The following is a 13156-nucleotide window of genomic DNA, read 5'->3' on the forward strand; positions in this document are numbered from 1 at the left end:
ACACAGGGCTGATTCCAAGTTGTACGGCCCGGGTATTCCGGACCTCCTGAGTGAGGTGCGTCATGGCTAACGATTTGCTGTTTCAGGGTGGTGTGCTGCCCACCGATCCAACCCGGCCGCTGCCCGGTACCGATGAGCCGACACTGGCCGATCATGATTCCCCGATGGGGATGCCCCCGGGGCGCGACCCGCTGAGCGATGCCGATCGGCCAGAGGACTGGAAGGATCCGACGGCGGACGATGAGGATGTGCCGCCGGCGGATGAGCCGACGCCGCTGTCCGATGATCGGCGCTGAATTCTGGTTGTTGCGCTGGATTTACCGGCCCCTTCGCGAGCAAGCTCGCTCCCACATTGGAACGCATTTTCCTGTGGGAGCGAGCTTGCTCGCGAAGACTGTATCAGGCGCAGAAACGATTTCAGATCAGACCCCGGCAGCCCGAACATCGCCAACCCGCCGCTCCAGATTCAACGCCAACACACTGATCAACACCACCACCGATCCCGCCAGCACCATCAGTGTCGGCCGCTCCGCCAGCCCGACCGAAGCAATCCCCATCGCCGTCGGCGGTATCAAACACAACGTCATCGTCGCCCGGCTCAGATCCACATGCTTGAGCACAAATCCCCACGCCAGATAGGCCAGCGCACTGGGAAATACCCCAAGCGCCAACACCGCCCATTGCACCCGCAGCGGCGCTTTCATCACGCTGTCCCCCAGCCCCGGGAAATAGATCAGCAGCATCAACGTCCCCGACCACACCGCATAACAGGCTAGGCTGAAGCCGTCGTAGCGCCGCGCATGATGTTTTTGCAGCGCGAAATAAATGCTCCACGACATCGCTGCCAGCAAGATCAGCAAGCCATGGACATCGATAGCCCCCAAACCCTTGTCGCCGCTGACCCTCACCCCAGCCCTCTCCCGAAGGGAGAGGGGGTCGACCGAGGTGTCTCGGGTTATACGCCGACCTGAAACACCGTGTTGAATATAGATTCAACCAATTCCAGTGTGCTTGATCGGAACAGTCGATTATGGATTCACTGCCATGCTTTCAGGTCGGTGGATTTCTCCAATATCCCCCAATCAGTCCCCTCTCCCTCTGGGAGAGGGCTAGGGTGAGGGGCTTTTTCACGCAACCCGATATCCCGCATCAACAACCCAAACCGCAAATCCACCCCTTCCGGAATCGGCATATAAACCGTATGCCCATCCCCCGGCGCTACCTCGATAGCCTCACCCTTGAGGCTCTGCAACTCATGCAGATCAAAATTAAAATTGCCCATGGGCGTCATCAATTCCAGATGATCACCAAGACCAAAACGGTTCTTCACCTTGACCTCGGCCAGGCCCTCACGCCGCTCACCAGTCAGCTCACCCACGAACTGCTGGCGCTCCGACACCGAACTGCCGTGCTGATAATTCTGGTACTCGTCATGCACATGCCGGCGCAGAAAACCTTCGGTGTAGCCGCGCTGGGCCAGTGACTCCAGATCCGTCATCAGGTTGCGATCAAACTCACGCCCGGCCACCGCATCATCAATCGCCCGGCGATAAACCTGAGTGGTACGCGCGCAATAGAAGTGCGATTTGGTCCGACCCTCAATTTTCAATGAATGCACACCCATACGCGTCAGACGCTCGACATGTTGCACCGCACGCAGGTCCTTGGCGTTCATGATGTAGGTGCCGTGCTCGTCCTCGAAAGCAGGCATCAATTCGTCGGGACGGTTGGCTTCCTGTAACAGGAACACCTGATCGGTGGGCGCGCCGAGGCCCAGGGTCGGCTCGGGCTGAAAGGTCTGGACGATTTCGCCGAGCTGGTTTTCCGTGGCCTCTTGCGCCGAGTATTTCCAGCGACAGGCGTTGGTGCAGCTGCCCTGATTGGCATCGCGCTTGTTCATGTAACCCGACAGCAGGCAGCGCCCGGAGTAGGCCATGCACAGCGCGCCGTGGACGAACACTTCCAGCTCCATGCCGGGCACCTGTTCGCGGATTTCGCCTATTTCTTCCAGCGACAATTCCCGCGACAGGATGATCCGGCTCAGCCCCTGTTGCTGCCAGAACTCGACACTCGCCCAGTTCACCGTGTTGGCCTGCACCGACAGGTGAATCGGCATTTGCGGGAAATGGCGACGCACCAGCATGATCAGCCCGGGGTCGGACATGATCAGTGCATCCGGCGCCATCTCGATCACCGGCGCCAGATCCTTGAGGAAGGTCTTCAGCTTGGCGTTGTGCGGCGCGATGTTGACCACCACGTAGAAGCGCTTGCCCTGCGCCTGGGCCTCACGAATCCCCAGCGCCAGGTTGGCGTGATCGAACTCGTTGTTGCGCACCCGCAGGCTATAACGCGGTTGGCCGGCATAGACTGCATCGGCACCGTAGGCGAAGGCGTAGCGCATGTTTTTCAGGGTGCCGGCGGGAGCGAGCAGTTCGGGGGCGGCGAGGATCGAGGTCATGGCGGTGTCGGTCGCAAAAGCGCGGCAGGGTAAGTCAGATGCGGCGAGGGTTTGTTGATCTGGATCTATGCTCCATGAATAAAGATGGCACTCGTGCACGCCGCGGCTGACTAAGGAGCGGGGCGTGCATGACGCCTGACTGACATGGATCGGACATGAACGAAAAAAGCCTTCAATTCAAATCCCTCACCGTGCTGCTGTTGCTGGTCACGGTGGCGTTTATCTGGATCCTCTTGCCGTTCTACGGCGCGGTATTCTGGGCGGTGATTCTCGGCATTGTGTTTGCGCCGATGCAACGCCGGCTGCAGGCGAAATTCGGCTGGCAGCGCAACCTGACGTCGCTGTGTACCTTGTCGATCTGCCTGGTGATCGCGATTCTTCCGGTGATCATCCTCAGCGTGCTGCTGGTGCAGGAAGGCGCGGCGGTCTACAAGAACATCGAAAGCGGCGAGCTGGACATTGCTGCGTATCTGGCACAATTCAAGCACAGCCTGCCGCCGTACTTTCAGCACTTGCTCGACCGTTTCGGCATGGGCGAACTCAATGGCCTGCGCGAGAAAATCGTCAAATCGGCGATGCAGGGCAGTCAGGTGCTGGCCAGCCAGGCGTTCAGCTTTGGCCAGGGTACGTTCGAGTTCGTGGTGAGTTTTTTCATCATGCTGTACTTGCTGTTTTTCTTCCTGCGCGACGGCGCCGAACTGGCGCGCAAGGTGCGCACCTCCGTACCGCTGGAGGAGAATCACAAGCGCCGCTTGCAGTTGAAGTTCAACCGCGTGGTGCGCGCAACGGTCAAGGGCAATCTGGTGGTTGCGGTGACGCAAGGTGCATTGGGCGGGGCAATTTTCTGGTTTCTCGATATCCCCAGCGCGTTGCTGTGGGCGGTGTTGATGGCGTTTCTGTCGTTGCTGCCAGCGGTCGGCGCGGGGATTGTCTGGGCGCCGGTGGCGGTGTATTTCCTGCTCAGCGGGATGATCTGGCAGGGCGTGGTGCTGGGCTTGTTCGGGGTGTTTGTGATCGGTTTGGTGGACAACGTGCTGCGGCCGATTCTGGTGGGCAAGGACACCAAAATGCCCGACTACATGATTCTGATCTCGACCCTTGGCGGTCTGGCGGTGTTTGGCCTCAACGGCTTCGTGATCGGGCCGCTGATCGCGGCGTTGTTCATGTCGAGCTGGGCGCTGTTCGCCGAGACCAAGCCCAAGGTGCAATTGCCTTAGGCGTGAAACGGCTGGCTGACGATCTTTTGCGACAGTGCCTGCGCAGCGGGCAGCGAAGTGAGCGGGCCGCTGATGGCTTCGCCGTCGCGCATCAGATACCAGCAGGCGAGCAAGCCCGAGGCTCTGAGCGAGGCGGGAACGGCGCTGCCGATAACGGACATGATTTGAACCTGAGCCATGACGGGTACCTCCATCTATCAATGGAGCTACCTTAGAGATTCGCCGCTTCTACGGACAATCAACGCTTTCGATAGTGGTCATTGATGCCATTGAGGCTTCAGTCGACCACTTGATCAAGCATGTGCATGACTTCGCGTTCGTTGAGCAAACCTTTGTGCACCAGATTCTCCGCCAGCAGCGAAAGAAACTTGGCGCAGCGGTGGCCTTCCAGGTGCTTGAGTTCGGTCAGCGCGCTGTACACCTTGCTGGAGGTGCACAGGCCGACGATGCGGTGCGGGTTTTGTGTTGGCATACAGTCGTCCTTGTTGTTATCAACCTGTTGTTTACGGACGGATTCAGATTGCGGTTCCGTCATGACAAATAAGTGACCGTTTTGTGGAAATCTACATAACGGTCGAGTCAATCATGCCGACTTTAGCCGGTGAAACTGTCCTCACAGCGACCTTGGCGAGATTTTTTCAGACGCTGGCCGACCAACGGTCATAAAAAACCCCGCTATAAAAGCGGGGCTTTGCGTTCCGGTTACCAGCGTGGACCGCCGTAGTAGCCATGTGGCCGGCCGTAATAACCGCGAGGCGGGCCGTAGTAGACGGGGGCCTGTTGAATGTATACCGGTTGTTGCACATACACCGGCGCCGGCTGGTAGTAGACCGGTGGTGGTGGCTGCTGCACGTAGACCGGTTGCGGTTGAACATAAACCGGCTGTTGTTGCACATACACCGGCCGATCCTGGTTGATCAGTGCCGAGCCGATGATGGCCGAGCCGACGATCGCGCCAAACACCGCAGGGCCTTGCCAGCCGTGGCCACCACCGGCTTCTGCCTGACCTGTGACCGCAAGTGCGCCAATCAACAAGGCCAGAATGGGGAGTTTACGAATCATGATAATTCCTCGGTTCTTCGACCCGGCGGCAGGGCCTGCACCAGGCCCACAGTTGTCGCGGGGATACTTCTAAGACAGCGAAATTCTGAAAATCAGCACAGCCGCTGGGTAAATTTTGTGTAAGGTCTGTACCGGCTTCTTTACCGGGCCGTGCAAGGGCCACAGAACCCATTTAAAACAGGCCTCTATGATCGTTCAGAACCCGATGGGCTGGCTAATCCCGTCTATCCGAAAGTGCGTTTGAAGGAGAAGTTTCATGCAGATGAACCCGAACAAAGACACCCAGCTGTGCATGTCCCTGTCAGGACGTCCAGGCAATTTCGGTCTGCGTTTTCATAACCATTTGTATGAGCAACTTGGTCTGAATTTCTACTACAAGGCATTCAGCAGTAAAGACCTGACCGGTGCTGTCGGCGGCATTCGCGCCTTGGGCATCCGTGGTTGCGGCGTGTCGATGCCGTTCAAGGAAGCGTGCATTGCGCTGGTCGATGAACTGGATGCGTCGGCAGCGGCGATCCAGTCGATCAATACCATCGTCAACACCGACGGCCATCTCAAGGCTTACAACACCGATTACATTGCCATCGAACAGTTGCTGAAAACCCACGCGGTGCCCAAGGATTCAACGTTCGCCCTGCGTGGCAGCGGCGGCATGGCCAAAGCGGTGGCCAGTGCCTTGCGTGATGGCGGTTACCAAAACGGTTTGATTGTCGCCCGCAACGAGCGCGCCGGGCGTGCGTTAGCGGATTCGCTGGGTTATCGCTGGCAGGCGGAACTGGGCGAGGAGCGCCCGCAGATGCTGATCAACGTGACGCCGGTGGGCATGGACGGCGGGCCGGAGGCGGGGCAGCTGGCGTTTGAGGCAGAAGTGATCAAAGCGGCCGAGACGGTTTTTGATGTGGTGGCGATTCCGTCGGAAACGCCGTTGATCGTGCGCGCTCGGGCCGAAGGTAAAAAGGTGATTACCGGGCTTGAGGTGATTGCGATTCAGGCGCTGGAGCAGTTTGTCCTGTACACCGGCGTGCGCCCGAATGAAGAGCAGTTTGCGGCGGCGGTGGCGTTTGCCCGGAGCTGATTCTTTGGTTTTGTGTTGATCTGGCGGACCTCTTCGCGAGCAAGCTCGCTCCCACATTGGAATGCGTTCCCCTGTGGGAGCGAGCTTGCTCGCGAAGGCCGCGACTCGGTTTCAAACTTCGATTGCCTATACTGCCTCCCCAGCAAGCACAGACTTGCCCACCACAAAAACCGTGACCGAGGCTCCCCATGCACCCACCCATTCTCAACCTGCATCAGGTCGAACTCGAACCCCTGCCCGAAGCCCTGGCCCCGGAAGGCGAAACCGCCGGCCGCTATCAGCAGCGCATGGCCCGCGTCGGTCAGCAATTGGGTTCGCAAAAACTCGGTTATCGCCTGTACGCGTTGCCACCGGGCATGCGCGGCAGCCCGTTTCACAGTCATCGGGTCAACGAAGAAATGTTCTACGTGGTGGCCGGGGAGGGCGAGGTGCGTCTTGGCGCCGAGCGTTTTCCAATCCGCGAAGGCGATGTGATTGCCTGCCCCCCGGGCGGCCCGGAGAAGGCGCATCAGATCATCAATACCAGTCAGGCCGAACTGCGTTATCTGGCGGTGAGTACTCAACAGCAGCCGGACATTTGCGAATACCCGGATTCGAATAAATATGCGGTGATGGATAATTTTCAGGTGGATGCCGAAGGTAATACTTCAGGCTTTGTCGCCGTGGCGCGGCAGAAGGATGGCGTTGATTACTGGGATGGCGAGTAAAACATAGATCCCTTGTAGGCCTTCGCCTGCTCGCGATAGCGGTGTGTCAGTCACATCATATTTGACTGACACACCGCTATCGCGAGCAGGCGAACGCCTACATTGGTTTTGTGTGCTTATTCCAGGCGGGCCAGGCGTTCTTCCAGCGCGGCGATCCGCGCCTCCAGCTCTTCGATGCGCTCGACTGACACGCCACTGCTTGCGCCGCGATCCAACGGATTCTGCCGCGCCGCCATGATCGCCTCGATATCCGCCGGATCACCCAAGGCATGGGTGTAACGATCTTCGCGCTGCCCGGCCTGACGGGGAATCAACACGGCCAAACCCCGCGCGATCAAGCGCTCAAGCTGATGTACTACCTGCTCGGTGTCTTCAAATTCATGCATGCGCCCACTGCGGGTCAGCAGTTCATTGACGGTTTGCGGACCACGCAGAAACATCAATCCGCTGAGAATCACCTGCGCCGGCACCAGTTCCAGTGCCTTGTCGACCTTGTGCTCCCAGCGGTCGGCGCGACTGCCCATCACCAGCTTAGCGAAACCGCGACCTTCCAGTGCGCGCAAGCTCTGCCCGACCTGACCCTGGGTCAGATTCATCACCGGTTCGCGACTGGTTTTTTGATTGCACGCCGTGACCAGCGCATTAAGGGTCAGCGGATAGGTTTCCGGACTGGTTGCCTGTTTCTCGATCAACGAGCCGAGGATGCGGATTTCCGTGGCATTGAGCCGTGGCTCGTCGAAGGTGGATTCTGGTTCAGTGGTCATCGCGCGTTCCCTTTGCAGTCGAAGGCGCCTAGCCTAATCCTTGCCAAACAAAAGGCAAGCCGTGTGGTCATCAAGCATGGCTATAATCGCCTCCTTGTTCCACCCAGCCACCACACGAGACTGCCATGACCATTTCCCTGTACGCCGCATCCGTTCCGGTTTTTCAACAAATGCTCAACGCTTTGAGCGATGTGCTGAAAAAGGCTGAAGCCCACGCCACCGAGAAAAACATCGACCCGAACGCGTTCCTGCAGGCCCGTCTGTACCCGGACATGTTCCCGCTGACCCGCCAGGTGCAGATCGCCGTGGACTTCGCCAAAGGCGTATCCTCGCGTCTGGCTGAAGTCGAAGTGCCGAAGTACGACGATACCGAAACCACCTTCGCTGAGCTGCAAGCCCTGATCGCCAAGGTTCTGGCCTACATCGGCGAGATCAAGCCGGAGCAGATCGATGGCAAGGAAGGCATCGAAATCGTCACCCGTCCGGGCACGCCGAAAGAGAAGCGCTTCAGCGGTCAGTCGTACTTGCTGACTTATGGCTTGCCGCAGTTTTTCTTCCACGTCACTACCACCTATGCGCTGCTGCGTCATAACGGCGTGGAAGTGGGCAAACGTGATTACATGGGCGCGTTCTAAACCGCCAGAAGCCCCTCACCCTAGCCCTCTCCCGGAGGGAGAGGGGACTGATCGCGTTGTTGGTTCGAGATACGCCGACCTGATCTATCAAGTCGAACTCAGGTTTTGAACAACACTCGGTCTGCCCCCTTTCCCCCTCGCCCCCCTTGGGGGGAGAGGGTTGGGGTGAGGGGGAAAAGATCTCAGCCACAAAAAAGCCCGCCCGGGTTCACACCTCGGCGGGCTTTTCATTGCAGCAATTGTTACGCAGTGCGCTGGGCTTTCGCTTCTTCACCCAGACACGCCGCAGCGGTAAACAGCACATCAGTCGACGAGTTCAGCGCCGTCTCTGCCGAATCCTGCAACACACCAATAATGAAACCGACCGCCACCACCTGCATGGCAATTTCGCTCGGAATGCCAAACAGGCTGCACGCCAACGGAATCAACAGCAACGAACCACCGGCCACACCCGAAGCGCCACAGGCACAAATCGCGGCGACAACACTCAGCAGAATCGCCGTCGGAATGTCCACGGCGATGCCCAATGTATGCACGGCCGCCAGCGTCAACACAGTAATGGTGATCGCCGCACCGGCCATGTTGATGGTCGCGCCCAGTGGGATCGACACCGAATAGGTGTCTTCATGCAGACCCAGACGTTTGCTCAATTCCAGATTCACCGGAATATTCGCCGCCGAGCTGCGGGTGAAAAACGCGGTGATACCGCTTTCACGCAGGCACTTGAGGGTCAGCGGGTAAGGGTTGCGACGCAGCTTCCAGAACACGATCAGCGGGTTCATCACCAGCGCCACGAACAGCATGCAACCGAGCAGCACGGCCAGCAGGTGCGCATAACCGATCAGCGCACCGAAGCCAGAGGTGGCGAGCGTCGAAGCGACCAGACCGAAAATGCCTAGCGGGGCGAAGCGAATCACTACGCGCACGATCACCGTCACGCCGTTGGACAGATCACCCAGCACTTCGCGGGTGGTGTCGCCGGCATGGCGAATCGCGATGCCCATGCCGATCGCCCAGGCCAGAATGCCGATGAAGTTGGCGTTCATCAGGGCGCTGACCGGGTTGTCCACCACGCTCAACAGCAGGCTTTGCAACACTTCGCCAATGCCGCCCGGCGCGGTCACCGCAACGTTTTCAGTGGACAGCACCAGATGCGACGGGAACGCCATGCTCGCAACCACGGCCACCACTGCTGCGGCGAAGGTGCCCAGCAGATAGAGGAACAAAATCGGGCGGATGTGGGTTTCCTGACCGTGTTTGTGGTTGGCAATCGACGCCATCACGAGGACGAACACCAGAATTGGTGCCACGGCTTTCAACGCCGAAACGAACACCTTGCCGATGAACGCGGTGTCTTTTGCCACGTCCGGGGCAAACATCGCCAAGGCAATACCGGCGATCAGGCCGATGAGGATCTGGGCGACCAGGCTCAGGTTCTTCAGGCGTTGCAATAGAGAAGGGGATGAAGCAGTCATAGCGGCATCTCTGATTTTTTATAGGGTGCAAGGTTGCGTAGAGCGATGGCAAAACAGCGGCAGACCACCACCACGAACCGAAAGTGTTGACGCGACATCAACGCCAATAAACCGGTCGTTGAACAGGCTGTACGTTTTTCAGGGCGCGGACTTTATCACAGCGTAGGCCTTATCCTTCAGGCATGTGACGATCTGCCACCGGATCAGTCAACCAGATAGACAGGTTTGTGCAAGTCAGTCCGGACACACTCTGTTAAGATTGCGCATCCTTATTTTCAAACTCTGCCAGCGGGCCTCCGGGTCAACGCTGGTGTCGTCGTTTTGCTGGAGTTGCGCATGCTGTTGCCCATTCTTCTGTTGTCCGCTGCCGGATTCACGGTGCTGACCACGGAATTCGTTATCGTCGGCCTGTTGCCGGCGATTGCCCGAGACCTCGCAGTCACCATCCCGCAGGCTGGGTTGCTGGTGACGCTATTCGCTTTTACCGTGGCGATGTTCGGGCCTTTCCTGACCGCCTATTTCGCCCGGTTCGAGCGGCGCAAGCTGTTTATCAGCATCCTGATCATGTTCGGTCTGGCCAATACCGTGGCGGCGCTGGCGCCGAACATCTGGGTGATGGCAATTGCCAGGTTGATCCCCGCGCTGGGTCTGCCGGTGTTCTGGGCCTTGGCCAGTGAGACCGCCGTGGACATCGTCGGCCCGGATTTCGCCGGTCGGGCGATCGCCAAGATCGGCTTCGGCATTGTCTGTGCCACGGTGTTTGGCATCCCGGTCGGCACGCTGATTTCTGACGCCTTCGGCTGGCGCAGTGCCTTTGGCATTCTGGCGGTCATCGCTTTTGCCAAAGCCTTGCTGCTGTTTGTTTACCTGCCGAAAACCAGTCTGCATCAGCATCAGGTCAGCTTCCGCTCGCAGTTCAAGATCCTGCGCAGCCCGTTGATGATCGGCCATATCGTCCTGTCGATTCTGGTGTTCAGCGGCATGTTTACCGCTTACACCTATCTGGCCGACATTCTTGAGCGCCTTGCCGGCTTCAACGGCACCGTCGTCGGTTGGTGCCTGATGGCCTTCGGCGCGGTCGGGCTGATTGGCAACTCGCTGGGCGGTCGTGCGGTCGATCGCCATCCGCTGGGGGCATCGGTGTTGTTCTGTGCGTTCATGATTTCCGGCATGGTCTCGCTGGTGCCGAACATTCACTCGCCGCTGGGGCTGGCGGTGGCGATGGGAATCTGGGGCATCACCCAGGCTGCATTGTTCCTGGTCAGTCATGTGCGCCTGATGAAAGCCGCGCCAGAAGCGCCGGCCTTTGCCGCTTCGTTGAACATCGCCGGGGCCAATCTGGGCATCGGTCTGGGCGCTATCGTCGGAGGCCGGGTCATCGACAGCGCGGGTCTGGGCTTCCTTGGCTTTGCCGCCGCCGGTTTCATCTTGCTCTCAGTGTTCCTCGCCATGGTGCTGATGACACTCAAGCCGCGCGAAATGTGCGCCGAGGCCTCATAACGCCGTGAACAGCTCGCGTCGGGCACCTTCGGTAATCGCAACGATACCGGGGTGCTTGACCTTGCGTTCCACCGAAATGGCATAGAACGACTCGGTCACCGCGTCGGTCTGGCCTATCAGTTCGACGCCGTACTGGCGCTTCACTTCATCGGCAATCACGCTCGGGCCGATAAAAATTCCGCTGCCGGATTGGCCAAACGCCTGCATCAAGGCACTGTCATCAAACTCGCCGACGATTTGCGGCTGGATCTGCTGCTCGGCAAACCAGCGCTGCAAGCGGCTGCGCACTACGGTTTCCGCGCCGGGAATCAGCAGTGGCGCGCCGTGCAGGCTGCGCGGGAAATCCTGACCGTACCTGGCCGCCAATTCAGCAGTGGCAAAGAAGCTGATCCCGCATTCACCGAGTTTCTGGCTGTAGCCCTTGATGTCGAGGTGCGAGGGCATCGGGCTGTCGGAGATCACCAGGTCCAGGCGCTGGATCGCCAGATCGGCGAGCAAGCGTTCGAGTTTGTCTTCGCGGCAGGTGATGCGCAGCGGTTCGTTCAGCTCCATGGTCGGTGCGATCAGGCGATAGACGATGGACTTCGGCACCACATCTGCCACCCCTACACGGAACAGGATCTGCTGTTCATTGGGTTGTGCGCGCAGCATCAGTTCCAGTTCGCCACCGAGCTGGAACATCTGCTCGGCGTAGGGCAGGGCTTGTCGCCCGGCTTCGGTGAGTTCCAGCTGTCGGCCGACTCTGCGAAACAGTTCGATGCCATAAGTCTGTTCGAGCAGGGAAATCTGCCCGCTGATGGTTTGCGGGGTCAGGTTCAGTTGCTCGCAGGCGCGCACGATGCTGCCGGTCTTGGCTACAACCCAGAAGTAATGCAGTTGTCGGTAGTTGAGCATGGCGATCTACAGTTCGTGAAAACCGAAGTATAGCCGCTAAAAATACGAATTTTCCTGAAGTGTTCATCTCCCTAGAATGCCCAGCCATCGACGGCCGGTCTGTGAGCCTGTCTGTTCATTCGAAGGAAACCTTATGAAATACACAATCCCAGCTTTGATGTTTGCGTCTTTACTGCTTATGGCCGGTTGCGATCAGGCCGAGAAAAGCGCCCAGCAACTGATGGGCAAGGCTGCCGAAAGCGCCAAGCAAGCGATCGACGACACCCACAAAGCCGCCGAACAAGCGCTGAGTGATGCCACCGGCGGCTTGATCGAGAAAAAAGAAACACCGGAAAAAGACGCGGAACAATCCGAATCTTCCTCCAAGACCATCTAATTCGTCTTACACAGAGTCAGGACTGACCCATGGAATATCTGTTACAGCTCGCCGCCAGCCCCACCGCCTGGGTTGCTTTGGCCACATTGGTGGTGATGGAAATCGTGCTCGGCATCGATAACCTGATCTTTATTTCGATCCTGACCAACAAATTGCCCAAGCAGTACCAGCAGAAAGCACGCCGTATCGGTATCGGCATGGCGTTGATCCTGCGTCTGGCGCTGTTGAGCACCATCGCCTTCATCGTGCAGTTGACCGCGCCTGTTATCGAAATTCTGGGTCAGGCTTTCTCGTGGAAGGACATGATCCTGATCGCCGGTGGTCTGTTCCTGGTCTGGAAAGCCACGACCGAGATCCACCACAGCATGGACCCGGCGCCGGAAGATCCAAAGTCGGCGACCTCGACGGTTACGCTTGGTTTCGCTGCCGCTATTGGCCAGATCCTGATGCTCGACATGGTGTTCTCGATCGACAGCATCATTACCGCCGTCGGCATGACTGAACACTTGCCGATCATGATCATCGCGGTGGTGGTGTCGGTGCTGGTGATGCTGTTTGCTGCTGAACCGCTGGCCAAATTCATCAACGACAACCCGACGGTGGTGATGCTGGCCCTGGGCTTCCTGATCATGATCGGTATGACCCTGATCGCTGAAGGCTTCGGCGCCCACGTACCGAAAGGTTATGTGTATGCGGCGATGGCGTTCTCCGCTTCGATTGAAGTGCTGAACATGATGTCGCGTCGGGCGAAGCAGAAGAAGCTGGCTGAGCAGGTGTAACCGCCAATAAGCCAAAAAGGCCGCTTGAACTGAGTTCAGGCGGCCTTTTTTCATTTCGGGTTCTCTATGCTCTGCTAAAACCAGCCCCTCACCCCAGCCCTCTCCCGAGGGAGAGGGAGCCGATCGGTGCGGTTCTCAAACCTGAGTTCGGCTCGTTATTTCAGGTCGACGTAACTCGAGAAAACAACTCGATCAGTCCCCTCTTCCTCCGGGA

General features: G+C 58.5%; 15 protein-coding genes and 1 pseudogene. 8 read left to right on the plus strand and 8 right to left on the minus strand.

All coding sequences use genetic code 11. The features are described 5' to 3' along the window. The first annotated feature begins 62 nt into the window (after positions 1 to 62). On the plus strand, positions 63 to 296 hold the full coding sequence (locus GTU76_RS13705) for a hypothetical protein (RefSeq protein ID WP_016984646.1): 234 nt from the start codon (positions 63 to 65) through the stop codon (positions 294 to 296). A 126-nt stretch (positions 297 to 422) separates the two neighbouring features. Here the strand turns inward: GTU76_RS13705 and GTU76_RS13710 are convergent. Beyond that, a pseudogene (locus tag GTU76_RS13710) lies at positions 423 to 902 on the minus strand (DMT family transporter); the annotation flags it as partial. 134 nt (positions 903 to 1036) lie between these two features. Then, the gene (gene trhP, locus GTU76_RS13715) at positions 1037 to 2458 is read right to left on the minus strand and encodes a prephenate-dependent tRNA uridine(34) hydroxylase TrhP (protein WP_180698836.1); all 1422 of its coding nucleotides are present in this window, start codon (positions 2456 to 2458) and stop codon (positions 1037 to 1039) included. 155 nt (positions 2459 to 2613) lie between these two features. Here trhP and GTU76_RS13720 point away from each other — a divergent pair, with 155 nt between their 5' ends. Beyond that, a complete protein-coding gene (locus GTU76_RS13720; protein WP_016984643.1) occupies positions 2614 to 3675 on the plus strand; it encodes an AI-2E family transporter in 1062 nt (353 codons plus the stop codon). Here GTU76_RS13720 and GTU76_RS13725 read toward each other — a convergent pair. From GTU76_RS13725 to GTU76_RS13735, 3 genes are all read right to left on the minus strand, one after another. Next, the gene (locus GTU76_RS13725) at positions 3672 to 3854 is read right to left on the minus strand and encodes a hypothetical protein (protein ID WP_016984642.1); all 183 of its coding nucleotides are present in this window, start codon (positions 3852 to 3854) and stop codon (positions 3672 to 3674) included. The genes GTU76_RS13720 and GTU76_RS13725 overlap by 4 nt on opposite strands. Before the next feature lie 98 nt (positions 3855 to 3952). Continuing rightward, the gene (locus GTU76_RS13730) at positions 3953 to 4147 is read right to left on the minus strand and encodes a hypothetical protein (protein ID WP_016984641.1); all 195 of its coding nucleotides are present in this window, start codon (positions 4145 to 4147) and stop codon (positions 3953 to 3955) included. A gap of 230 nt (positions 4148 to 4377) precedes the next feature. Then, the gene (locus tag GTU76_RS13735) at positions 4378 to 4737 is read right to left on the minus strand and encodes a hypothetical protein (RefSeq protein ID WP_007917357.1); all 360 of its coding nucleotides are present in this window, start codon (positions 4735 to 4737) and stop codon (positions 4378 to 4380) included. Positions 4738 to 4993: 256 nt separating this feature from the next. Here GTU76_RS13735 and GTU76_RS13740 point away from each other — a divergent pair, with 256 nt between their 5' ends. Both GTU76_RS13740 and GTU76_RS13745 read left to right on the plus strand, forming a co-directional pair. Next, entirely contained in the window at positions 4994 to 5812 is an 819-nt protein-coding gene (locus GTU76_RS13740; RefSeq protein ID WP_180698837.1) for a shikimate 5-dehydrogenase, read from the plus strand. A gap of 188 nt (positions 5813 to 6000) precedes the next feature. Continuing rightward, complete coding sequence (locus GTU76_RS13745; RefSeq protein WP_180698838.1) at positions 6001 to 6519, plus strand: cupin domain-containing protein; 519 nt, start codon at positions 6001 to 6003, stop codon at positions 6517 to 6519. 116 nt (positions 6520 to 6635) lie between these two features. On the opposite strand, the gene GTU76_RS13750 is transcribed toward GTU76_RS13745, so the two are convergent. Then, positions 6636 to 7283, minus strand: coding sequence for a YceH family protein (locus tag GTU76_RS13750; protein ID WP_108225592.1), 648 nt, complete (start codon positions 7281 to 7283; stop codon positions 6636 to 6638). 125 nt (positions 7284 to 7408) lie between these two features. On the opposite strand from GTU76_RS13750, the gene GTU76_RS13755 reads away from it, so the two are divergent. Then, the gene (locus GTU76_RS13755) at positions 7409 to 7918 is read left to right on the plus strand and encodes a DUF1993 domain-containing protein (RefSeq protein WP_150652255.1); all 510 of its coding nucleotides are present in this window, start codon (positions 7409 to 7411) and stop codon (positions 7916 to 7918) included. A gap of 242 nt (positions 7919 to 8160) precedes the next feature. Here the strand turns inward: GTU76_RS13755 and sstT are convergent, their stop codons facing one another. Then, positions 8161 to 9393: a serine/threonine transporter SstT gene (gene sstT, locus GTU76_RS13760; RefSeq protein WP_180698839.1), complete on the minus strand. Its 1233-nt coding sequence runs from the start codon at positions 9391 to 9393 to the stop codon at positions 8161 to 8163. A gap of 336 nt (positions 9394 to 9729) precedes the next feature. On the opposite strand from sstT, the gene GTU76_RS13765 reads away from it, so the two are divergent. Next, positions 9730 to 10893, plus strand: coding sequence for an MFS transporter (locus tag GTU76_RS13765; protein WP_016986873.1), 1164 nt, complete (start codon positions 9730 to 9732; stop codon positions 10891 to 10893). Here the strand turns inward: GTU76_RS13765 and nhaR are convergent. Next, entirely contained in the window at positions 10888 to 11787 is a 900-nt protein-coding gene (gene nhaR, locus GTU76_RS13770; RefSeq protein WP_016986874.1) for a transcriptional activator NhaR, read from the minus strand. The genes GTU76_RS13765 and nhaR overlap by 6 nt on opposite strands. A gap of 133 nt (positions 11788 to 11920) precedes the next feature. On the opposite strand from nhaR, the gene GTU76_RS13775 reads away from it, so the two are divergent. Together GTU76_RS13775 and GTU76_RS13780 are read left to right on the plus strand one after the other, a co-directional pair. Then, positions 11921 to 12163, plus strand: coding sequence for a hypothetical protein (locus GTU76_RS13775; protein WP_175553797.1), 243 nt, complete (start codon positions 11921 to 11923; stop codon positions 12161 to 12163). A gap of 29 nt (positions 12164 to 12192) precedes the next feature. Continuing rightward, positions 12193 to 12942, plus strand: coding sequence for a TerC family protein (locus GTU76_RS13780; protein ID WP_016986876.1), 750 nt, complete (start codon positions 12193 to 12195; stop codon positions 12940 to 12942). The last annotated feature ends 214 nt before the right edge of the window (positions 12943 to 13156 follow it).

It is taken from the genome of Pseudomonas crudilactis (genome assembly GCF_013433315.1).
GTDB classification, from domain to species: domain Bacteria; phylum Pseudomonadota; class Gammaproteobacteria; order Pseudomonadales; family Pseudomonadaceae; genus Aquipseudomonas; species Aquipseudomonas crudilactis.